General features: G+C 68.7%; 20 protein-coding genes. 8 read left to right on the forward strand and 12 right to left on the reverse strand.

All coding sequences use genetic code 11. The features are described from left to right. Window positions 1–81 precede the first annotated feature (81 nt). Window positions 82–1,236: a serine hydrolase domain-containing protein gene (locus AC067Z_RS13280; RefSeq protein ID WP_478789593.1), complete on the reverse strand. Its 1,155-nt coding sequence runs from the start codon at window positions 1,234–1,236 to the stop codon at window positions 82–84. Window positions 1,237–1,442: 206 nt separating this feature from the next. Here AC067Z_RS13280 and AC067Z_RS13285 point away from each other — a divergent pair, with 206 nt between their 5' ends. Then, complete coding sequence (locus AC067Z_RS13285) at window positions 1,443–2,456, forward strand: GbsR/MarR family transcriptional regulator (RefSeq protein WP_478789594.1); 1,014 nt, start codon at window positions 1,443–1,445, stop codon at window positions 2,454–2,456. A 10-nt stretch (window positions 2,457–2,466) separates the two neighbouring features. On the opposite strand, the gene AC067Z_RS13290 is transcribed toward AC067Z_RS13285, so the two are convergent. Both AC067Z_RS13290 and AC067Z_RS13295 read right to left on the reverse strand, forming a co-directional pair. Beyond that, window positions 2,467–2,889, reverse strand: a complete 423-nt coding sequence (locus AC067Z_RS13290; protein WP_478789595.1) for a DUF6463 family protein — start codon at window positions 2,887–2,889, stop codon at window positions 2,467–2,469. A gap of 44 nt (window positions 2,890–2,933) precedes the next feature. Then, complete coding sequence (locus AC067Z_RS13295) at window positions 2,934–3,548, reverse strand: DUF2867 domain-containing protein (protein ID WP_478789596.1); 615 nt, start codon at window positions 3,546–3,548, stop codon at window positions 2,934–2,936. 95 nt (window positions 3,549–3,643) lie between these two features. On the opposite strand from AC067Z_RS13295, the gene AC067Z_RS13300 reads away from it, so the two are divergent. The 3 genes from AC067Z_RS13300 (at window position 3,644) to AC067Z_RS13310 (ending at window position 6,461) form a co-directional block, all read left to right on the forward strand. Continuing rightward, complete coding sequence (locus AC067Z_RS13300; RefSeq protein ID WP_478789597.1) at window positions 3,644–4,201, forward strand: TetR/AcrR family transcriptional regulator; 558 nt, start codon at window positions 3,644–3,646, stop codon at window positions 4,199–4,201. 268 nt (window positions 4,202–4,469) lie between these two features. Then, on the forward strand, window positions 4,470–4,940 hold the full coding sequence (locus tag AC067Z_RS13305; RefSeq protein ID WP_478789598.1) for a DUF5959 family protein: 471 nt from the start codon (window positions 4,470–4,472) through the stop codon (window positions 4,938–4,940). 414 nt (window positions 4,941–5,354) lie between these two features. Beyond that, the gene (locus tag AC067Z_RS13310; RefSeq protein WP_478789599.1) at window positions 5,355–6,461 is read left to right on the forward strand and encodes a PP2C family protein-serine/threonine phosphatase; all 1,107 of its coding nucleotides are present in this window, start codon (window positions 5,355–5,357) and stop codon (window positions 6,459–6,461) included. 75 nt (window positions 6,462–6,536) lie between these two features. Here the strand turns inward: AC067Z_RS13310 and AC067Z_RS13315 are convergent, their stop codons facing one another. After that, on the reverse strand, window positions 6,537–8,228 hold the full coding sequence (locus AC067Z_RS13315; RefSeq protein ID WP_478789600.1) for a multicopper oxidase family protein: 1,692 nt from the start codon (window positions 8,226–8,228) through the stop codon (window positions 6,537–6,539). A 374-nt stretch (window positions 8,229–8,602) separates the two neighbouring features. On the opposite strand from AC067Z_RS13315, the gene AC067Z_RS13320 reads away from it, so the two are divergent. Next, window positions 8,603–9,724, forward strand: a complete 1,122-nt coding sequence (locus AC067Z_RS13320; protein ID WP_478789601.1) for a PP2C family protein-serine/threonine phosphatase — start codon at window positions 8,603–8,605, stop codon at window positions 9,722–9,724. A 424-nt stretch (window positions 9,725–10,148) separates the two neighbouring features. Here AC067Z_RS13320 and AC067Z_RS13325 read toward each other — a convergent pair whose 3' ends face one another. Together AC067Z_RS13325 and AC067Z_RS13330 are read right to left on the reverse strand one after the other, a co-directional pair. Further along, window positions 10,149–11,363, reverse strand: coding sequence for a cation:proton antiporter (locus tag AC067Z_RS13325; protein WP_478789602.1), 1,215 nt, complete (start codon window positions 11,361–11,363; stop codon window positions 10,149–10,151). 506 nt (window positions 11,364–11,869) lie between these two features. Continuing rightward, the gene (locus AC067Z_RS13330; protein ID WP_478789603.1) at window positions 11,870–12,778 is read right to left on the reverse strand and encodes a slipin family protein; all 909 of its coding nucleotides are present in this window, start codon (window positions 12,776–12,778) and stop codon (window positions 11,870–11,872) included. 386 nt (window positions 12,779–13,164) lie between these two features. On the opposite strand from AC067Z_RS13330, the gene AC067Z_RS13335 reads away from it, so the two are divergent. After that, window positions 13,165–13,818, forward strand: coding sequence for a DUF4389 domain-containing protein (locus AC067Z_RS13335; protein ID WP_478789604.1), 654 nt, complete (start codon window positions 13,165–13,167; stop codon window positions 13,816–13,818). Window positions 13,819–13,883: 65 nt separating this feature from the next. Here AC067Z_RS13335 and AC067Z_RS13340 read toward each other — a convergent pair whose 3' ends face one another. Both AC067Z_RS13340 and AC067Z_RS13345 read right to left on the reverse strand, forming a co-directional pair. Continuing rightward, window positions 13,884–14,228, reverse strand: a complete 345-nt coding sequence (locus AC067Z_RS13340; RefSeq protein ID WP_478789605.1) for a hypothetical protein — start codon at window positions 14,226–14,228, stop codon at window positions 13,884–13,886. A 227-nt stretch (window positions 14,229–14,455) separates the two neighbouring features. Continuing rightward, entirely contained in the window at window positions 14,456–15,382 is a 927-nt protein-coding gene (locus AC067Z_RS13345) for an NAD-dependent epimerase/dehydratase family protein (RefSeq protein WP_478789606.1), read from the reverse strand. A gap of 159 nt (window positions 15,383–15,541) precedes the next feature. Between AC067Z_RS13345 and AC067Z_RS13350 the strand changes: the two genes are divergently transcribed. Further along, window positions 15,542–16,180, forward strand: a complete 639-nt coding sequence (locus AC067Z_RS13350) for a class I SAM-dependent methyltransferase (protein ID WP_478789607.1) — start codon at window positions 15,542–15,544, stop codon at window positions 16,178–16,180. 64 nt (window positions 16,181–16,244) lie between these two features. Here the strand turns inward: AC067Z_RS13350 and AC067Z_RS13355 are convergent, their stop codons facing one another. Next, on the reverse strand, window positions 16,245–17,342 hold the full coding sequence (locus AC067Z_RS13355) for a mechanosensitive ion channel family protein (protein WP_478789608.1): 1,098 nt from the start codon (window positions 17,340–17,342) through the stop codon (window positions 16,245–16,247). A 263-nt stretch (window positions 17,343–17,605) separates the two neighbouring features. Next, entirely contained in the window at window positions 17,606–18,241 is a 636-nt protein-coding gene (locus AC067Z_RS13360; protein WP_478789609.1) for a TetR/AcrR family transcriptional regulator, read from the reverse strand. 67 nt (window positions 18,242–18,308) lie between these two features. Between AC067Z_RS13360 and AC067Z_RS13365 the strand changes: the two genes are divergently transcribed. Next, complete coding sequence (locus AC067Z_RS13365; protein ID WP_478789610.1) at window positions 18,309–19,913, forward strand: FAD-binding oxidoreductase; 1,605 nt, start codon at window positions 18,309–18,311, stop codon at window positions 19,911–19,913. 213 nt (window positions 19,914–20,126) lie between these two features. Here the strand turns inward: AC067Z_RS13365 and AC067Z_RS13370 are convergent, their stop codons facing one another. Together AC067Z_RS13370 and AC067Z_RS13375 are read right to left on the reverse strand one after the other, a co-directional pair. After that, complete coding sequence (locus AC067Z_RS13370) at window positions 20,127–21,191, reverse strand: calcium-binding protein (RefSeq protein WP_478789611.1); 1,065 nt, start codon at window positions 21,189–21,191, stop codon at window positions 20,127–20,129. Window positions 21,192–21,807: 616 nt separating this feature from the next. Then, the gene (locus AC067Z_RS13375) at window positions 21,808–22,101 is read right to left on the reverse strand and encodes a YkvA family protein (RefSeq protein WP_478789612.1); all 294 of its coding nucleotides are present in this window, start codon (window positions 22,099–22,101) and stop codon (window positions 21,808–21,810) included. Window positions 22,102–22,186: the final 85 nt, after the last annotated feature.

The following is a 22,186-nucleotide window of genomic DNA, read 5'->3' on the forward strand; positions in this document are numbered from 1 at the left end:
CCGGGGCGGACCGTTGGGACCGCCCCGGGCTGCCGAGCGATCCCCGGCGGCGGTCGGTCCGGCCAGGCAGTTTCGTTTGGATCAGTTCGACTCGGAGGATGATGATCCAAAACAGATTGCCCGATTGTCTCGTGCGGTGCCCGAGTCGGCACTGCGGCTGAACTCGGCCTCCAGGAGGTCGGTGAAGATGCCGATGGGGTCCTCCCAACGTCCTGCCGCCCAGTCGGCGTTGATGTTCACTGCGAGTATGTGTGTGCCCTCGCGTGTGCCGTAGGCGTACGACCAGGAGCCGAAGAGTGCGCCGCCCATGCCCCAGACCGCCGTGCCGGAGGGCAGGGTCAGGCAGGAAACGCCGAGACCGTAGGTGGCACCCGGAAGCCAGCTTTCCGTCGGGACCATGGTGAACATCTCGCGTTGTTGTTCCGGCCGGAGGAGGTGCCCTCCGAGCAGTGCTGCGAGGAACCGGTTGAGGTCGGCGACGGTGGAGATCATGCCGCCCGCCGCCCAGTAAGGACTCGTCTCCAGTTCCGTGACGTTGTAGACCGTGGCGTCCGGGTCGGGGGAGAACAGTTTGGTGTAGTGGCTCGAATGTGGTCCGGAGAGCACCGGGTCGGCGCCGAGCGGCAGGGAGGTTCCCGTCAGGTCGAGCGGGCGGACGAGACGGTCAGTGATCTCATCAAAAAGCATTCGGCCGGTCACGTGCTCAACGATCAACCCGGCGAGAATGTAGTTGGTATTGGAGTACGCCCAGCCCGTCCCCGCCGGGAAGTCGGCCGGATGCGACATGGCGATCTCCATGAGTTCTTCGGGCGTGTAGCTCTCCTGCCTGCTCAGTGCAGGCTGGTCGTGGGTGTGGCTGAAGACTCCGCTGGTGTGGTTGAGAAGCTGCCGGACAGTGATCGTGTTGCCGTCGTGCCCGTTCCCGGTGAGCACGCCCGGCAGCCATCGCTCCACCGTGTCCTCCAGGGCCAGTTGGCCCTCGGCCACGAGTTGCAGGACCACTGTGGCGGTGAAGGTCTTGGTGATGCTGCCGATCCGGAACCGGTCCTCGTGCCCGCGCGCCCGACGTGTCCGTGTGTCGGCGACCCCCGCCGTGCCGAACCAGTGCCCGCCGCCGTAACGGACTTGAGCAAGAATTCCTGGTACTTCCCCTTCCCGCACCGCTTGGTCGAGCACACGCTGGGCGGCGTCGTGGTCCCTGCGGGTGACGTGCGCTGCGGGCGTGCCGTCTTCCATCTGAACCCCTTGGTTTCATCTTTCGCGACACCTGAAAGCTACGTTGCACAGGTATCCACACAAGCGGTGCAAGCGTTGGAATCTCCGGGAACCGGGGAGTTTCCCGGATCTTGTAGCGTTGCCGGTGACGGCTAACGCAACGCACGGGGGCGTGCGGAGTCGGTCGCGTGCGGCCGGCTCGCGGTGCCCACGGTGGGAGGGCGGATATGGGCGGCAGGAGACTCACCGCGGAGGACCGCAGGGACGTTGAGGCGGGACTGGCCGAGAACTTGCCGTACGCCGCGATCGCCCGACGGCTGGGACGGCCGACTTCGACCGTCAGCAGGGAGGTTGCCCGCCACGGCGGGCCCGGCGGATACCGCGCGGAACACGCCGACCGGGCCAGCGCCTGGCAGCGACGCAACCGGCCGCCTCGGCCCACGCCGCCACCGGCGGCCGACGCCGAGGCCACGCACGGGCGGGACCCCGCCGCCGTTCGCGCCTTCGTGGACAGATTCGCGACGATGATGATCGGGACCGGACTGCCCCGCACGGCCGCCAGGGTACTGGCCTGTTTGGTCACTTCCCCCTCTGGTGCGCGGACTGCTGCGGAACTCGCCCAACGGCTGCGGGTCAGCCCGGCCTCGGTGTCCAAGGCCGTGGGGTACCTCGAAGGGCTCGACGTCCTCACACGCGAGCACGAGCCCGGCCGTCGCCGCGCACGCTACGTCATCGACGACGACGTCTGGCTCCGCGCCTGGCTGACCAGCGCCCAGAAGAACGGGGTGTGGGCCGAGACCGCCAAGGTGGGTGCTGACCTGTTCGGCCCCAGCACCCCGGCAGGAGCACGGCTTGAGGCAATGCGGCAATTCTTCGCCGGAATCCACCGGGACATGACCGGCCCGTCGGTCACCGCGCCGCTCGACGACGCGATCACCGTACTTGCCGCTCTCCTCCACGCGGCCCGACCTCTGACCACCAGTGAACTCGCCGCAGCCCTCGGCTGGCCACAGGTGCGCGCCGCCACTGCTGTGCAAGCCGCCGAGAACCAACCGGAGGTCTGCGGACCACTGACACTTCAGCGCACCCCCTCCGGCGCACACCTGGTCACAGCCCAGCACGGCAGGCTGACTCCGGCCCAGCGCACGGCTCTTGCCCGGCGTCCGGGGCGGTGCCCAAGCGGGAGCCCAGACGAATCCGTCGGTCAACGGCACACCCGGCCCAACGATCCGATGATCTGAACGAGAGGCCCTACTTCTCCGCCGCCAGGTTGTTCTCCCGGTCGCGGGCTGCCCGCGACCGGGAGTCCTTGCGTGTCGCCAGGATGATGAGTGCGCCGGAGATGACGCCCGCGAAGTACGGAGACGGCACCAGCAGGACGCCGCCGACGAAACACCACGCCGCGAGGCCCCACCCGATCCCGGCGGGCACGGCCACCCCGCGGCCGGCGAGGTGCCATGTCAGGCAGCCCAGAAGAATCAGGGGCACGGCGAAGCTTCCCGGACCGGCCCAGAAGGTGACCTGATTCTGAAGGGACTCCACCGTCCGGTCTGCTCCGCTGTCCGTCGGCGCGAGCGGGACGGCTGCCCAGATCCCCCGGTCCACCCAACCGGCGATGTCTGCCCGGGCGAAGAGACCGAGCAGCAGCAGATGGCCTGTCCCCAGCACGACCATGATGCCGCTCGCCTAGCGCAGCAGTTGCTTGTGCGCGTTCATCGTCAGCCCCGTTCGCCGTGCTGCGCGGCGAGAGTGTCGCGGTCGCGCCAGGCTCGTTCCCACTGCCGGGTCAGGGCGGGGTAGACGATGGCGTATCGGAAGGGAGCGATGGCGGCCATGTAGAGCCGCCCGAACGATCCGTTGGGCTTGACGAGGACGGCCATCCGCAGCTCGTGGTCACCGTTCGCGCCCTGCACCCAGCCGAGGTGCATCACCGTGTGCACGGTTTTGTTCGCCAGTTCGCGAGCGGACTCCGTGGCCGTCTCGTAGATCGCCTTCAGGGGCATGCTGTCGTTGTCCTCGCCCCGGTCGGCATCGCGGAGGTCGCTGGGCAGACGCCTGCGGAGCGAGGCAACTCGCGAACCGACACCCGCCGTCGGGTTGTCCCAGCCGAGAAGTGCGCCGAGCTTCCACCGCACGGCGAACAAGAACCGCACCGGCCCGGTCTGTCTCGCGAGCCCGCCGGACGTCCGCATCGCGGCCAGCATCGTCGGGAAGTCGTCAGGCCCGGCTCCAGGGGTGCGGAACGCCCACACGTCCTCGACCTCGAAGTCGGAGGTGAATTCGTGGATGCGCCACGGATGCTCGGTGTAGGCGGACTTCGGGAGTCGTGTCACGCTTCGACCTCTCGTTCTGTACGCAGCCGTATACTTTGATCTGTACGCTACCGTACACAACGACGACACCACACCCCCCGAGAACAGGTGAGCAGGTGCCTCCCATCGCTCGTACCCCACGAAGTCGCTGGATCGAAGCGGGACTCGAAGCCCTCGCCCGCGGCGGTCCGGACGCTGTCCGGGTGGAGGCTCTGGCCGCTGAGATCGGAGTGACGAAGGGCGGCTTCTACGGGTACTTCGACGGTCGTCCCGCGTTGCTCGCCGAGATGCTCGACGAGTGGGAACACCGTTGCACCGACGCGATCCTCGAGCAGGTCGAGTCCGAAGGCGGTGACCCTGCCGAACGGGTCCGGCGCGCCGGCCAGTTGACCTTCTCGGACGACCTGCACCGCATTGATCTCGCGGTCCGTGAATGGGCGCGCCACGACCCGTCGGTCGCGATGCGACTGCGGCGGATCGACAACGCCCGGATGGAGTTCCTGCGCGCCATGTTCGGGAGCTTCATCGCGGATCCCGACGAAGTCGAGGCACGGAGCACGCTGATCTTCGCGCTCGCGATCGGCCGCCACTTCATCGCCGCGGACCACCCCGGACGCACCAGACGCGAAGCCATCAACCTGGCCGGAGAGCTTCTCCTGAGACCCCAACCGTGAACGCCTGCGGTCCAGTTGCCGGCGGGCATCGGCCACCAGGACACCCTCCACTGCCCGTCCGCCCGACTCCGCCCACTCGACCGCGAGAGCATGACCGATCACCCGCAGGCCTTCTTCGGCACGCTGGGCCAGGCGGAGAGCCGTTACGGCCAAGAACCGTTACGTCCACCCTGGAGCCGGGCTTCGCCTGGAGGGCGAGCTCGGCAGCGTGCTTCATAGGACTTCATAGGATTCGGCTCACGCCATCGCAAGAAAGCGAGTGAGTTTGATGACGGAGCCTGCCCTGGCGGATTTGATCCACCTGGAGGACACGGACGGGAACCGCTGCATCGTGCGCGTCACCGGACGCTTGCAGCCCGGCGTGCTGACCGGCCACGACATCCTGAGCGCCGACGTACTCGTATCAGCGAGCTTCCTCGATGCCCGGCTGGACGTCGCACTCTGCCGGCGGGACCTCGACGTCTGGCAGCGAGCCCTGTCGGACCTCGCCCCGGGCCGGCAAGCCGGCATCGGAGGAGAGCGTGGTCTGAGCCTCGTCCTTCACATGCACGAAGACGGCCGGCTGTCGCTGACGGTCGAGGATCCGGACCGCCTCACCGCTCTTCTCGGAATCCGCCCCGGTGAGAACTGGGTCGATGAGCATCAAGAGCGTCTGGAACACGTGAGGCGGACCTGGCCCGGCGAGGTCGTCGAGACGGCGCCGAACGTCTACGAATGGAGCCCCGGCCGCAGGCGCTGAGACATGTGCCGTACCCGCCCGGATACGGCCCACCAGCACACTCCTCGCGAGGTGCCATGCGGCGGGCGCGAAGTCCTCCGCCGGCTCCGAGAGCCCCTACCGCGGTCGATACCTCTGACCCCCCCGGCCACCGGATCGGATACGCCTGGTGAGAGGAGGGCTGCACCGTGTCACCTCCTCAAGGTGACCGAGCGCTCCAGTCGGCGGATGAATCGGCGCGTGTCGCCGCGTGCTTGAGGCCGCGAGCAGCGCGGGGTCGGCGGCGGCTGTCGGAGCTGCGAAGAAGCGCGACAGTTTTGGGTGGAGTACCTCACTTCGGCGAGGCACGCTGTACGTATGCGGCCGCTCTTGCGCGCACAACCTCGACCAGGAGCACACGGTGACAGTCGGGTCCTCTTCACCCTGGGGAAGTGTGTGCCGTTCGCGATAGGGCTCGCCGTGCTGGTCATCGAGTTCTCGCCCGCGCACTTCATCTATACCGGCCCCCTTCTCACTGCGATTCCTGCACTGGCCGCGGTGACGATGGGCCCCAGGGGCACCGCCGCGGCGACGGCTCTCGCTCTGGCAATCAGTGTGGCCACTGCCACCTACAACCAGGCCTGGGGCACTCTGCAGGTCTATACCAACTTCCTTGCGTTGGCCCTGGTGTCCGTGGCCGGATTCATCATGAGCAGTGCCGTGCAGACGCGCCGGCAGAGCGAACTCGACCAGGTTCGCCGGATCGCCGTGGCAGCGCAGGAGGTCGTACTGCGGCCTGTACCGGCGCGGCTGGGCCCGGTGCGGGCGGCCAGCCTTTGCCTCGCAGCCGGCACCGGCGCGCAGATAGGTGGTGATCTGTACGAGGCTGTGGAGACGCGCTACGGGGTCCGGCTGATCGTGGGGGATGTCCGGGGCAAGGGGCTGGCTGCCATGCGCGCCGTCGCGGTGACGCTGGGCGCGTTCCGCGAGGCCGCGCACTACGAGGACGAGCTGGTGGACGTCATGAACCGCTGCTCCGCCGCACTGCGACGGGAGGTCGCCGTCCCGGGTGCCTTCGATCAGGAAGCGCTGATCGAAGGATTCATCACCGCGCTCATGTCCCAGGTGCCGGACGAACCCGTGGTGCAACTCGTCAACCGTGGCCATCCGCCTCCGCTGGTGCTGCACCGGGGGAGAGCCCATGCCCTGATGCCCGCCTCGCCGTTGCCGCCTCTCGGCCTGGAGGACCTCTTCGACGGGCCTCCCGCCGAGTCCGAGAGCTATCCCTTCGTACCCGGCGACCGTCTGCTGCTCTACACCGACGGCGTGATCGAAGCGCGCAATCGCGACAACGACTTCTTCGCCCTGCCCGAGACAATGGAGCGGATACGGTCGGACACTTCCCCGTCCCAGTTCCTGGAAGAGTTGCACGAGGCATTGATCCGCCACACCGAGGGGCACTTGGCGGACGATGTGGCGATGATCCTCGTCGACCGGCTCGACGAAGCAGCCGAGGAACAGATCGGCGCAGCCGCGAATTCTTCACGAGACAGGCCGTATTGAACTCTCATGCACAGCCCCCACCTCACCGTCCTTCGGACGGACCTGGTGGGGGCGGCTGCGGTTTCCCACGTGGGGCTACGGGCGATAGGCGATCGTGGTCATCATGCCGGATTCCGAGTGGTAGAGGTTGTGGCAGTGGAGCATCCAGTCCCCGGGGTTGTCGGCGTCAAAGTCGACGACGAGTTTGTTGTGGGGGAGCACGGTGGCGGTGTCCTTGCGGGCGCCGCGGTCTCTGATGCCCGTGAGGGCATAGGTGTGGCCGTGGAGGTGGACGGGGTGCCACATGTCGGTGGCGTTGATGATGACGAGTCGTACGCGTTCGCCGTATTCGATGCGGTGGACGCGGTCGGGCGTGTACGGGACATGGTCGGTGGCCCAGTCGTATTCCTGCACGCCGCCGGTGAAGGTCACCTTGACGATCCGGTCGGGTCTGCGCCGGTCGAGCTCGACGAACTCGTGGGGCCTGAGACGGCGGGCCGAGGTGAGGATGTCGCGCTGCAACTCTGCGGGGCGGGTTGTGGGACCGGGGATTGCGCCGCTCGCAGTGCGAAGGACGGCCATGGCGGCGCCGCCCTTGCCTTCGGCGAGCGCGGTGAGCGGGAAGACGCCGTCCTTCGCGGTGATCAGCACGTCGTAGCGTTCGCCCATGCCGATGAGCAGGGCGTCGGTCCGGTGGGGGCGTACCGGGAAGCCGTCGCTGTGGGTGATCGTCATCTGGTGGCCGCCGAGTGCCACACGGAACGGTGTTTCGGCTCCCGCGTTGATGATGCGCAGCCGAATGCGGTCGCCGGGGCTGGCTCTGAACTGGGTGGGGTCGTCGGGGGTGCGTCCATTGATCAGGTAGTGCGGGTAGGCGACGTCGCCGGCGTGCCCGCCGAGCAGTGCGCTACGAGCGCCCTTCATCAGCAGGTCGGGTTCCTTCTTCCCCTGCGGTGACGGCGACGCGTCGTCGTGCTCCGGCGCGTGGGCGCCTGGCGGCCCGTATCCGGCCGCGATTCCTCCGGAGGGCTTCGACGGCACGGGCCGGGTGCCGCGGTCGTGCCCTCCGTGGTGCGGGGAGCCGTGGTTCATGGCCGGCTTGCCCTTGCGGAGCTGGTCGAAGACTTTTTCGGGGCTCGCGCCGTTGGCGCCGTCGATCCAGTCGTCCAGCAGGACGATCCATTCCGCGTCGTAGGCGAGGGGCTCGTTGGGGTCGTCCACGATCAGTGGCGCGTACATTCCGCGGTCGACCTGCAGGCCCAGGTGCGGATGGAACCAGTACGTGCCGGGGTGCGGCGCCTGGAAGCGGTAGGTGAACGATCCGCCCGGTTTGACGGGCGGTTGTGTCACGTGCGGCACACCGTCCATGTTGTTGTGCAGGGCGATGCCGTGCCAATGCACCGTTGTGGGTTCGGTCAGGTGGTTGGCGAGCGTCATCTGGAGTGTGTCGCCGGCGGTGATCCGCACCGCTTTGCCGGGCAGTTCGCCGTTGTACGTCGAGGTCCTGACGGTGCGTCCGCCGCCGATCTCGACGGTGCCCCGTGTGGCCGTGAGGGTGAGCCCGCGGACCTTCCCCTCGGGGCTGGGTGTCCATGTGGGCTGGACCTTCTTGCCGTCCGCGGAGACGGAGCCTCCGGCACCGGCGGCCTCCTCTTTTGCGCTGACCGTGGAGTCGGACCCGTTGCCCGAGCAGGCGGTGACCAGTGTGGATCCCGCTGCGGCGATCCCGGCGCCGAGTACGGCACGCCGGGTGGGAGGGGTGGGGAGGGTGTGATCCTGCCTGTACATGGTCCTCCGGTCGGTCGCACCTGTGCTCGTTCTCGCCCCGGGGGAGGGGCGTCGCGTCGGGCGGGGCCCGGCGCGACATGAACCAGCATGGGGCACAATGCCGCAAATATGCGGTAGATCCGATTCATCCTTCCTGTTGCGCCAAGGGGGCGCCGCCCCTGCGGCAGGGTGTGCTGTGGAGCGGGTCGGCGCGCATCGCGCCGCCGGCCGAGGGTGGCCGTGCGCGAGCTCTTGGCCCGCCGGGGTCGCGGACGAGCAGTCGGACGGCTTCCTGTGGGTCGCCCCCGTCGGGAAGTGCAGCGCCGGCCTCGAGGGCAGGCCGCTCGGACCTCGGAGAACATGAAGGTCCGCTTCGCACAGATATGATGCATTTTGTGATCGCGTCCGGGCGGCTACGTCGCCGTCGTCCTCGTTACGGCGGCGGCCGGTGGGAAGCCGCCCGGCTGTCGCCGGTGATCCTTACCGTCCTCATCGCCGCTCTGGCGTTCTCCACACCGAGGGAGATCGCCTTCAGTCGCCTCCTGCCCGCCGCACCCGCCCTCGCCGCCGCGATGTGGCCTGTGCTCCCCACGATCCTGCTGGGGATCTTCTGCCTGCTGGCCATGATCAGCCTCAGCTTCTTCTACACCGACCTGGGCACTCCGTACACGGCGGCTGCGATCGTCGCCGTCACCTTGGCGGCCGCATACGCGAGCCATGTCCGAATCCAGCGGGAGGAGACACTCGCCCATGTCCGGCTCGTCGCCGACGCGGCCCAGAAGGTGCTGCTGCGCCCTCTGCCACGCCGCATGGCCGGCGTCGAGATCGAGTCGCTGTATCTGGCGGCCCAGGAGCAGGCCCGGATCGGCGGCGACTTCTACGAGGCGGCCGACACTCCGTACGGCGTCCGGCTGCTCATCGGCGACGTACGCGGCAAGGGCCTGCCCGCGGTAGGGGCCGCCGCGGCGGTGATCAGCTGTTTCAGGGAAGCCGCGTACGACGAGAGAGACCTGAGGGGCATCATCCATCGCCTGGAGACCAGCATCGCCCGCCACAGCGCAGGGTTCCCCGGGCCGGATCTGCCGGAGCGTTTTGCCACCGCGCTCATCATCGAGATTGCGCCCGGCGGCGGGCGGGTCAGACTGCTCAACTGCGGGCACCCACCGCCGCTGCTCGTGCACCGTGGGGAGGTCCGCGTCCTGGACCCCACCGCCCCCTCGCCGCCCCTCAACCTCGCGACGCTCATCGGGGGTCGCTACTGCGTCGACACCGTTGCCTTCGATGACGGTGACCAGCTGCTGCTTTACACCGACGGCGTAACGGAGACACGGGACCGCATCGGCGAGTTCTTCCCTCTGCCGGAATGGATGCGGCTGCACGGCCCGGCGTCACCCCGCGAGCTGCTCGACCGGCTTCACCGGGACCTGCTCCACTACAGCGGGGGAAGGCTCGACGACGACATCGCGGCCCTCGCTGTGAGGTGTCCGAACACCCGGGCCCGGGACCACCGCGGATAGGTGGCCGGAGGCCGTGGGTCGGACCGCCGGTGCCCCCGGATCACAGCCCCCCACGACCGAGCAGCGAGCCTGATGGCCGATGGATCGGTCAGCGACGCCCGCCCCGCGCCGGTCAGCGCCCGCCCCGCGCCGGAGCAGCGTCCGGTGCACGCCGTCAGCGGTGCTTCCTTCGCCTGGTCTCGTTGCCGTCCTTGCCGAAGGTCACCCATTCGCCGACCTTCCTGCCCAGGCTGTACGACCCTTCGTCCAGCAGATTCTCCCGGCCGCCCACCGCCGAACGCGGCTTTCGGAAGATCGGCGCGCCACGACGCCCGCGACCTCGGTCGTCGCGCCGGACCGATCGGCCGACGTGGCGGCCGCGCCTTCGGACAGAGCTCGGGCTCAGGAACAGGTACCTGCCAGGTCCCGGCGCCGACGGTTGCGCTCACTCCTTCGGAACGGTTGCCCTGGCTGAAGCCCGGCCGTAGAAGCGGCCGATCGGCTCTGCGCTCAGGCCGTGCAGCACGATGCTGAACATGACGGTCATGACCATCACCTGGGCGATGAAATCGCCGCTGGAGACCGGGAGTTCGATCACCGCGAGTGATCCGAACACGATGGATGTCACGCCTCTGGGGCCGAGCCACCCCAGGAACAGTTTGTCCGTCAGACTCAGCCCCGTGCCGATGAGAGCGAGCATGACGGGGAGCATGCGCACCAGGGTTACGGCGAGCAGCGCGTACAGGACGACGGACACCTGCAGCCCGTCCCAGAAGGCGTTGTTGACGATCTCGCCGAAGAGGAACCAGAGCGCGATGGTGAACAGCGCAACCAGGTCGTCGGTCATCTCCACCGATCCGGCGGGAAGCCGGCGCATCGCCGGGGCGAGGCAGACGCCGGCCACGAAAGCGGCGACGAACCCGTTGCCGCCGAGCGCCCCGGACAGGGCGTATGCAGCGATGGGTACGGCGAGCACACCGAGGCGCGTGGCGGTCGGCTCGGTCCAGCCGTGCGACCACGACCAGCTGAGGAGCCGTCCTGCCGCGGCGCCGATGACGAGGCCCGTGGCGACGGCCCATGCGGAGGCGGCGAGGGCGTCGAGGAGCGCCTCCGCATAGTCGGCTCCCGCGCGGTGCCCCTCGGCGCTGGCGGCGACGCAGAGGAGGAAGAGGGGAGAGATGATGCCGTCGTTGAGACCGCCCTCGACATTGAGCACTTCGCGCAGGCGCGAGGGAATGCGGCTGTCCCGGATGACGGCGGCCGTGGGCGCGAGATCCAGGGGAACGACGACAGTGGCGAGCACCGCGAGGATCCAGCCGGGTTGGTCGGGGAAGAGCGCGTAGCCGGCAAGGAACGCGGCGGCCAGGGTGAGCGGCAGCCCGCCTCCCAGCAGGCGCACGACAAGCCCCTTCTCCTTCCTGAGAATGCCCTGCGGGACTTCGGTGGCGTCGACGAACAGGAGGAGGGCGAGGACGACCTCCACCGAGTGCTCGAAGACGCCCGTGTCGAGTTCGAACCAGAGCGGCGGATCGGAGCCGGCGGTCAGGGCGATGCCGGCGCCCATCATGGCGAGGGGGGCGGTAATGCTCCATCGTGCCAGTCGGCGTGCGAGAAGCGCCCAGACGAAAAGGATCCCCGCGATCACCGCGACGGCAAGCATGCCACCCGCTTTCCGGCTGCCCCCAGTTCCACGATCTGATGCAGAGCCTAGATTCACCGACGGGATGCGTCGGGGAGAACTCGCCGATCACGGTGGGCTCAACGCCCCGGTCCGCCGGGTCGGGCCTCGGAGCGAGCCGCGGGTGCGGTGCCCTCTCGCACAGGTTTCCCCGGGACGACGAGACGCCGGCGCTCGGCGACGACCTGTGGCGCCTGTCCTCGGACACCTGTCCCACCGGTGCAGCGCGTCTTGATGATGTGCACGTCAACCGGGCATCTTCGGAGAACCGCACGTGCCATGCGATCGAAGAACAAGGCCGCCAGTAGCCGCCGCCGTCCCTGGCGAGCCGTTGCTGCTTCGTACGCGATGCGGCAGTGGTCCGGCGGCGAACGGTCGGGAGGCGCGTCGAGTTCGTGTGGCGTCAGCCCGAGTCGTGTCGGCGTGTCCCCATGAACACGCCGACACGACTGAACACGCCGACACGACCTGCCGCACCCTGCCGCGCGTTACGGCTGCTGACCGTTCCGGTGGCCGACGGGGAGGACCGGCGAGCCGGTGAGGGATTCCTCCAGCCGAATCCCGACATCCGCCGCCTCCGGAGGGGGAGGCTTCGCATCGGACGTGGGCAGTGATTCCGGCGTCTGAACGGGTTGTTGCGGAGTTGCCCGTTCCAGGAACCGCAGCAGTTCGACGGGGAAGGGCAGCACGAGGGTGGAGTTCTTCTCCGCGGCCACCGCCACCACGGTTTGCAGCAGACGCAGTTGCAGGGCGGCGGGTTGATCGGCCATCACACCGGCGGCTTCCGCGAGCTTCCTGGACGCCTGCAGCTCGGCATCCGCGTTGATGATGCGGGCACGCCGTTCGCGGTCTGCCTCCGCTTGACGGGCCATCGACCGCTTCATGGTCTCCGGGAGCGAGACGTCCTTGATCTCCACGCGGTCGATGCTCACACCCCACTCGACGGCGGGGGAGTCCATCATCAGCTCCAGCCCCTGATTGAGCTTCTCCCGGTTGGAGAGCAGGTCGTCGAGTTCGCTCTTTCCCAGGATCGAGCGCAGTGACGTCTGCGCCATCTGCGAGACGGCGAAGCGGTAGTCCTCGACCCGGATGATGGCGTCGGCCGGGTCGACCACCTTGAAGTAGATCACCGCATCCACCCGGACCGTGACGTTGTCCCTGGTAATGCCGTCCTGGGCGGGCACCGCCATCGTCACGATCTGCATGTTCACCTTGTGCAGGTGGTCCACTACGGGGACGATCATGGCGAATCCCGGGCCCCGGATCCCGCCTCGCAGCCTGCCGAAGCGGAGAACGACACCGCGCTCGTACTGCTTCACCACGCGTGCCGCGGCGGCTACGTACAGTACCGCTGCGGAGCCGGCGACGGCCAACGTCGTCAACAGTGTCTCGACCATGGCGCCGACCTCCTCCGAGCGGAACCCTGTCTGGGCGATATGCCCGCTTTAGTGGTCCTTGACTCTTTCGTGAAACAGGCAACGCGACACAGGCGGAATCGGCGTGAGGGCCGGCGGCGAGGCCTGCTGCCCGTGCGAAACACGATGGGGTCTGCTGCTCATGCGGCTGCTGAGCGGCGGGAACAGACTGGACGTGGGGTGCTTGACAGCCGCGAGTGCAGGCGATTGCTCTGTCGGAACGGGCGCCCCCGTCGCGTGCCGACGGGGCCCCCGGCCGGTGGCCGACCACGGCACGGACGGCGCGTTCTCGCCTGCGAGCGCAACACGAGTGGGTAGTCACATCCCCACCCGCAACCGCCGTTCCCGGCCCGAGGGAGTGGAGAGTCATGACCACGGCCCCTGCCCCGTACGCGCCCGTCAGGGTGGAGGCGGTACTGGAATCACCGCTTTCACGCTGGCTGTGGCTGGTGAAGTGGCTGATCCTGATCCCGCACTATGTCGTGCTGTTCTTCCTGTGGGTCGGATTCTCACTGGTCGCCATCGTGGCGTTCTTCGCGATTCTGTTCACCGAACGCTACCCACGCCCGCTGTTCGACTTCAATCTCGGTGTCCTGCGGTGGACTTGGAGAGTCTCGTACTACGGCTACGGGGGACTGGGCACGGATCGCTACCCGCCGTTCAGTCTCAGGGCGGAAACCGGCTATCCGGCCCGCCTGGACATCGCCTATCCGGAACGGCTCTCACGTGGGCTCGTGCTGGTGAAGTGGTGGCTGCTGGCGATTCCGCAATACCTCGTGATCGTGTTCTTCACCGGAGGCGTCAGGGCCGTGTGGTGGGGCGGGGGACTGATCACCCTGTTGGCCGTCATTGCCGCAGTCATCCTGGCCTTCACCGAGAAGTACCCGAGAGACCTGTTCGACCTGATCATCGGACTCGACCGCCGGGTGCTACGTGTTGCCGCCTACGCCGGCCTCATGACGGACGAATACCCTCCGTTCCGACTGGACATGGGTGGCTCGGATCCCGCCGCGCGGCCCTGACCCGGAGCCCGCCTGCTGGGATCCGTCTCTCCGGCCCCCAACGCAAGCAGCCGTGCCGACTCGGCTCAGCCCGATTCGAGAGCGTCGGCCCGCCGTTTCAGGTCATCCGCAATGCCGTCCCAGTCAGGACCATGAAACCAGAGGCTCTCGGCCGCCTCCCGCATGAGCGCCGGGTCGTCCGGACGCTGCAACAGCACCAGCCTGTAGGCCAAGTTGCGCACCCAGACCGGCAGGAGGCCGTCCACCCTCTGAGGACACAACTCATGCATCATGGCGAGAATCGCATCCGCGTCAGCGAAGGTCAGCTCTTCGACGAAGTAGTGCTCCCTGTGCTCACGGTCGCACTCGGGCGTTGGCCGGTACTCGTCTCCGTAGAGACACCGGGCGTGCTCCGTCAGCGTGCTGTGCATGTCCCAGAGCGTATGCCGCCTTGATCCGATGCACAGACGGGGTCTGTGCATCGGAACGAGGCACGCCGTGGGCCGGCGAGCCGATGACCGGGCCAGGACCTTGTCCTGGACCGCCTCGCAGTCAGCGCTCCCGGACCGCGACCTCTGCCTCGCCCACGCTGCCGAGGATCCGGCAGGCGATCACGAACAGCAGAGGTCGCAGCCGGTCGAACTCCACGGTCCGGGCATCACCCGAGGCTCTCCCGGAAGCCCTGCCGCCACGAGGGATAGCGCAGCACCCAGCCGAGCTCCCGCTTGGCCTTGGCATTGGAGAAGCCGCGCCCCTCGGTCATCATCGTCACCGCCACTTCCCCGGCCAGCAGCCGGGCCAGCCACTTGGGGACCCGCATCGGTGGCTTCGCGCCCGCGCACGCTGCCAGATAGGGCAGCCACTCGCCTGCCGGGGCCGGCTCGTCGTCGACGATGTTGAACACGCCGGTCGCCTTTTGCGCCACGGCCAGGACAGTGGCGCTCGCCGCGTCGTCGAGATGCACCCACGAGCTGTAGCCGGTGCCGCCCCCGACGAGCGGGAACTGCCGCTTGCGCACGAGCTCGACCTGGTCGTCGGTGGCACCGGGCCCGTAGAGCCCGCCGTATCGCAGAGCCGCGCCGCCGGCCTTCACGACCACGTCCTCGACGTGGTGGATCGCCTCCATCCCCGGGCGCGCCGAGGTCCCCGTCATCAGATCCAGCGGATCTTCCTCGGTCTTCACCCATCCGCCCTCGCGGATGCCGTTCCAGTTCGCGTAGCTCTGCGCGACGAAGTGGGGAACGCCGGTCGCCTCGGCGGCGGCCAACAGATGATCCGTCCCCTCCGTGCGCAGCCGGTTGGTGGTGGCGAACCACCGGTCCATGTGCTTGATATCGGGTTTGCCGGCGATCGCGGTCATCTGGTGCACGATCGCGTCCGGCCGGGCGGCCGCCACCGCCTCACCGACCGACAGCGCATCCAGCCCGTCCATCACGACAGCATCTGCGCCCAGCTGCTCCAACAAGCCCACCTTGGCCGCGCTCGTCGTGGTCGCCGTCACCTGGTGACCCTTGGCCACGAGCTGCGGCACCAGTCGCCGCCCCAGGACCCCGGTCCCGCCTGCCACGAACACCCTCACAACCATCACCCTCTCGATTCCGGAATTGGCTCTCGAACCAGAGACGAGGCAGCACCGGACGAATGTGACATGGGGCGAGAAGAACGTGGGCTGAAGGTCGCCGGCGGCCGCGGGCCGATGCGCCCACTGTGCCGAGGTCCGGTGGGCTGACCTGCACGGTTGCCGATGCATACGCATTCGCCGGGTACGGACCGGGACGGCGGGGTGGAGTCCGTTCCCTGTCGGCGACACCGCACGATCGCGAACGAGCTCGGTTTCGACCCCCTGGCCTACCTGACAGACGGCCTCGCCGCACCGTCGTGGCTCGATCTGTGCAGTGGCGAGGGTCGCGCGCTGCACGAGGCCGCGTCCGCTCTGCCTGCCGACTCGGTACTCACCGGCGTCGACCTGGTGGGGCCCCTCGTCCCCCTGCCGGCGCCGCCGGTGTGGGAACAGGTCACCGCCTCCGTCACGCGCTGGACACCGGCACGGACCTACGACCTGATCACTTGCGTGCACGGCCTGCACTATGTCGGCGACCAGCTCGGGCTGCTCGGCCGGGCCGCCTCATGGCTCGCCCCCGACGGCCTGCTGCTCGCGCATTTCGACCCCGGCTCGATCCGATGGGCCGACGGTTCGCCGGCCGGGCGGGCTGCCGTGACAGCGTTGCGCGCAGCCGGGTACCGCTACAGCGCCCGCCACCACCGGCTCACCCTCCAGGGCCCGCGCAGGATGACGCTGCCGTTCCGCTACCTGGGCGCCGGCCCGAACTACACGGGCCAGCCTGCGGTCGGCTCCCACTACACGCCGGCGGATATTTCTTGATCGCCGTGGCTGCAAGGAGGCGGGGGACCGAGGTGGCCCCCTGGCCCCTTCCCCACTCCGGCCGTCAAACGGCGGAGTCGTTGAGGACCGCACTCAGCGGGTCCTGGGCGGAGCGCTGGTGGGGGATCGGCGACTCACCCTGCCGCACGGCGATCGTCCGTGTCGGAGCGGGAATGCTGATGCCCTCGGCGCGGTAGCGCCGGTGCAGACGCTTGATGAACTCGTGCTTGATCCGGTACTGGTCGCTGAACTCGCCGACGCCCAGGATCACCGTCAAGCTGATCCTGGAGTCGCCGAACGTGTGGAAACGAACGGCGGGTTCGTGATCGGGGACGCCACCGGCGATGTCCGTCATCACGCTCTCGACGACCTCGGTGGTGACCCGCTCGACGTGCTCCAGGTCGCTGTCGTAGCCCACGCCCACCTGGACGTTGAGCGTCATCTGCTGCTCCGGCCGGTGGTAGTTGGTCATGTTGGTGCCGGACAGCTTCGTGTTGGGGATGATCACCAGGTTGTTGGAGATGTGGCGTACCACGGTGTTGCGCCAGTTGATGTCGACGACATAGCCCTCCTCGCCGCTGCTGAGCCGGATGTAGTCTCCGGGCTGCACCGTTCTGGAAGCGAGGATGTGCACACCTGCGAAGAGGTTGGCCAGGGTGTCCTGCAGAGCCAGAGCGACTGCCAGACCTCCCACGCCCAGCGCCGTGAGCAGCGGAGCGATGGAGACGCCCATGGTCTCCAGTACGACAAGGACTCCCATGGCCAACACCACGACGCGTGTGATGTTCACGAATATGGTGGCCGACCCGGCGACACCCGACCTGGACTGGGCCAGCGCCTGCACCATGCCGGCGACGATTCTCGCGACCGTGAGCGTCGCGGCCATGATGAGCACGGCAGTGAGCGTCATGGAGACGTTGCGCCCCACCCCGGCGGTGAGCGGCAGCACCGACGCGGCGATCGCCGCGCCGCCGGTGACAGCGGCCCAGGGGACCAGCGCCCGCAGGCCGGCGACGATGATGTCGTCGCCGCTCCAACGGGTTCTGTCGGCCCGTTCGCCGAGCCATTTCAGGATCACGCGCAGCAACAGGGCTGCTGCGATGCCCGCGGCCACCGCGATTCCGGCGAGGATCACGTCGTGCAAGGTGAGATCACGATTCACCGGTTCCCTCCCGTCGCAACGGGAAGCGAGCGAGCGGTGGTTGCCGCTGCGAGCCGGTTGTGATCTGTCGTCACCTTGCCACCTGTGCATTCTGGGAGTGCGGTTGTGCGGTCACCTCCGGGACGTGCAAGTCCACTCGGCGCGAGCAGTCATCCTGCCGCACGCCGGAGGTCATGTCGCAGGCGGGTCGAGCTCGGCACAGCCTTGAACCGCCACGTCTGTGGCAGAGGTGAGACGGCCACGCAAATGGCGCTCGTGGCCCGCTACTTCTCGGTGCCCGGCGCCAGCGCGCTGTGCGCTGCGGCGAAGAGGCGGGCGCAGCGTTGCGCCATGGCGTCCGGGGACTGGTCGGGGTGGTTGATCCACCAGCGGACCAGGGCGGTGAACAGGCCCCGCCAGGCGTACTTGAGGGCGTCCGCGTCGAGGGGGTCGGTGGACCCGGCCGTGCGCAGCAGGTCGGCGGTGCCGGTCGCGGCGAGCTGGTCGATGGCGGCCCGGTAGTGCGCGGCGCGGCGGGCGGGTTCGCTGTCGGGGGGCAGCGAGGCGTCGTACAGCACGAACCACGCTTCGCGTCGGCCCTCCAGGGCGGTGAAGACGCTCTGCAACACCAGCAGGGGTGAGTGTGGTGCGGCACCGCCGCCGGGTGCCATCGCGGCGCGTATGACGTCCAGCAGTCGGTCGCCGACCGGGGTGAGGCAGGCGAGGTAGAGGTCCTGCTTGCCGCCGAAGTACTGGTGCAGCAGCGTCTTGGTGACGCCGACGCGTGCGGCGATGGCCGCCAGGGAGGTGGCCTCGTAGCCACCGCGGCCGAACTCCTCGGTGGCGGCGGCCACGATCTGCTGTTCGCGGCGGGCCCGCGGTACGCCTTTGGTGCCGGCCCGGGAGCGAGGGGTTGTCATGCCATGAATATTACCATACGGTAATTTACCGTTGGGTAAATTAGCTCTACCGCTGGAGTAGCAGCCCATGGCCGATGCCACGACCACGCCCCGTACCACCCGCGCCCGCTCCTGGTGGGGATGGGGGTGGGCCGACGCCCACCCCGACGACGCCGAATGCGCCGCGATGGGCGCCCTGCTCCCCGGCACCCTCGCGCACCCGCTGCCCGTTCCCCGTATCGCCGACCTGGACATCGGCCGCCCCGCCGTCGAACCCCCGCACAGCCTCGCGCACCTGATCACCGCCGACCCCGGACCACGGGCCGCCCACGCCATGGGCAAGGCATACCGCGACGTCATCCGCGCCCTGAGGGGCACGCCGGGCCGGATCCCCGACCTGGTCGCCCACCCTGCCCGCGAACAGGACGTGACCGAACTGCTGGAGTGGGCCTGCGACCACGACGTCGCCGTGATCCCGTACGGCGGCGGCTCCTCCGTCACCGGAGGCGTGGAGTACCGCGGCGATGCCCACCGTGCCGTGATGTCCCTGGACCTGACCGCGATGGACAGGGTCCTGGAGATCGACACCGACAGCCGCGCCGCCCGTATACAGGCCGGCGCCCTCGGCCCCGCACTCGAGGACCAACTGCGGCCCCACGGCCTCACCTTGCGCCACTTCCCGCAGAGCTTCGAGTTCTCCACCCTCGGCGGCTGGCTCGCCACCCGTGCGGGGGGCCACTACGCCACCGTCCACACCCACATCGACGACTTCGCCGAGTCCCTTCGCGTGGTCACTCCCGTCGGTACCAGCAGTTCCTGGCGTCTGCCCGCATCCGGTGCCGGACCGTCTCCCGACCGGTTCTTCATCGGGTCGGAGGGCGCGCTCGGCATCATCACCGAGGCGTGGATGCGTCTGCAGGAACGCCCCCACCACAAAGCGTCCGCGTCACTCACGTTCACCGACTTCCACGCCGCGCTGCGCGCGGTGCGCGCCATCGCCCAGTCCGACCTCGCCCCTGCCAACTGCCGCCTGCTGGACCCAGGCGAGGCCGCGCTCTCCGGCGCCGCCGCCGACGGCTCCGCCGTACTCGTCCTCGGCTTCGAGTCGGCCACCGCGCCCGTCGACGCCCGCCTCGCCCAGGCCCTCGACCTGGCCCGCTCCCACGGCGGACGAGCCGGAGCCTCATCCGCCGCCACCGGCGACGCGGACGGCACGGCCGTCGGCGCATGGCGCTCCGCGTTCCTGCGCATGCCCTACCTGCGCGACGGCCTGGCCCGGATGGGAGCCGTGGCCGAGACGTTCGAGACGGCCACCACCTGGGACCGGCTTCCCGCTCTGATCGACGCTGTCCGCACCGAGGTCGGCATCGCCGCACACAAGGCCACCGGTTACCCCGCCACCATCAACTGCCGTCTCACCCACGTCTATCCCGACGGCGCGGCCCCCTACTTCACCGTGCTCGCCGCAGGCCGCCCGGGCGACGAAGTCGGTCTCTGGGACGATCTCAAGGCCGTCGCGAACGACGTCCTCCACCGTCACCGCGCCACCATCACGCACCACCATGCCGTCGGCCGCGACCACCGCCCCGGCTACGACCGCCAACGCCCCGAACCCTTCGCCCTCGCCCTTCGTGCCGCGAAAGGCGCGCTCGACCCCCACGGAATCCTCAACCCGGGTGTGCTGCTGGACTGAACCGAGTCGGGGGGTCCGTCGGGACCGTCCTGCGCGGCGAGGCGTCTGTTCCCCTCCACGACGCAGCGGAACGTGCCGAGGTTCTTGAACATCGGGGCGCCCTTGCGGGAGATCACGGCCGGGTCCGAGGACGCATTCGCAGCTCGCGGCGGTTGGGGGCGTCACCCGTTGATCAGTCGGCGAACAGGACATCCGACACGGCAACGCACAACGTTACGGAATGTCCGTGACCGTCTCGCACGCCACGGCGGAGTCGCTGGTTCCGGCTTCGCCGTCGCACGTGTCGGTGTCCGGTCCTCCGTTGAGGAAGTCGTTCGCCGGGCCGGCCCGAAGGGTGTCATTGCCGGCGTCGCCCGAAAGGACGTCCCGCCCACCAGCGGTGCCTACGGTGGTGGTGCCGGTGAAGTCGACGTTGTCGCCGAACAGCGTGTCGGCTCCGCCGCGTCCCGCGATCCGGTCGTTGCCGGCTCGAAGGGAGTTGTTCGCGGAGCTGTCGCCGATCAGGAGATCGTCCGCGGTGCCGCCTCTGATCGAGTCGTTGCCCGCACTGGTCGACGTGCCGTCCACAGTGACCAGGTTGTTGTCCCCGATGGCGAAGAACCCGCCGTCCGCTCCCAGGTCCAGGGCGTCGTTGCCTGCCCCGGTGGCGACGGTCGCCGCGTTGCTGTCGCCGCGCATGTCGTCGACGCCTGGGCCGCCGTTGATGACGTCGTTGCCCGCGCCCGTTGTACTGCCGGTGAACGAGTTGTTGTCCCCGGCCAGGCTGTCGTTGCCCGCTTCGCCCTCGATCCTGTCGTTTCCGGCGCCCGAGGCGTTGCCGTTGAAGGCGACGTTGTCTCCGGAGGCGCGGTCGTTCCCGTCGCCCAGAAGCAGCAGGTCGTTGCCACCGTTGCCGACCGCGTCCCCGGTCGTGCGGAAGACGTCACCCCGCACCAGGTCGTCGCCGGGGCCCGCGTCGATCCGGTCGTTGCCCAGGCCGCCGTTGATGGAATCGCCTCCATCGAGTCCGCAGATGAGGTCGTTACCGCCGAAGCCGTCGATCGTGTCCACCCCGGGGGACCCCACGATGACGTCGTTGCCGGGGGTTCCGTCAAGGGTGCCGGAGCCGGTGATCGTGGCGGGGGCACCGAAGCAGGTGGGCGGGGCTGCGTGGGCTGCGGCGGCCGGGAGCGCAAGGGTGAGCAGTGCGGCCGCGGCCAGCATGGGCACGGCTCGGCGGCGGACCGACCGTCGTTCACGGATCGCAGACGGCGGGTCGGTGATGCGGTGACGAGTCATGTGGGGCCTCCGGGCCGGTTGCCGCCGTCCTGGCGGATGTGTCAGGGCGGCGGACCGGACGCCGGATGGCGCCGGAAGCGGCCCGGCCTGATCCATTTCGGACCGTAAGCCAGGCCATGTCCACGCGCGACCAGTCACTCGCGTTCGGGTGAGCGACCCCGCCGACCGGGCGGGAGCGGTCCATTTCACGGGTTGTCAGGACGGAGCCGAGCAAGTCGCCACTTGGGTATGCGCGGGGGTGATCGCTCCGTTGGAACAGTCACGGCAAACACCGTGGCAGAACCAGGACTTCCCTTTCGGATCTTGGGCGGCCTCGGGGAGCGCGGTCGTCTGTCCGTGGGGCGACCACGCGCATGCCGCTCGGTCCTCAGCCGCCTGCCGGCATTCACATACGACTTCTGGCCGGCCACGCCACGTCCGGGCGCCCGGTGTCGAGGTGCTGCCTGCATGGCTGGTGGAGCCTGACCGGTTCACAGTGGCGGGCAGTCCGGTCCTGGTGCTCGGATGTGCGGCCGGAGAGGTGCTTCGGGTCGGCGAGGACGGTCAGTGCGAAATGGCTCGACCGACGGTGTGCCGCCAGGTCGACGGCCGATGATTCCTGCAGACTTCCCCGACCTCAAGACCGCTGTGGTGCCGTCCCCGACTGCTCGCCGGCCTTCGCCGCGGCCGACGTCAACGTTCGCAGGGCGAGCAGCAGAATCCCGATGTCATCGATCAGGATCGGATCCGGCAGGAGATCCATGGGCCACACCGTATAAATCACCGCACCCCAGAATGCGGCCTTGTTCTCGAGCGGAACTCCGGCGGCCCGGAGGTGGCGACGAGCGGCTGCGAGTTTCACGAGCAGAATGACGGCCACCGCGAAGGTTGCCACGACCAGCGCAACAATCACCGCGGTCACGATCCACATGCTCGAACTCATCGCCTTCCCCTCTCTCGCTCGCTCTACCAACGGTTTGTTTGTCCGTTCGCGATCCGTATACCCGTTTTTGCTG

The organism is Streptomyces sp. NPDC043812 (assembly GCF_056436245.1).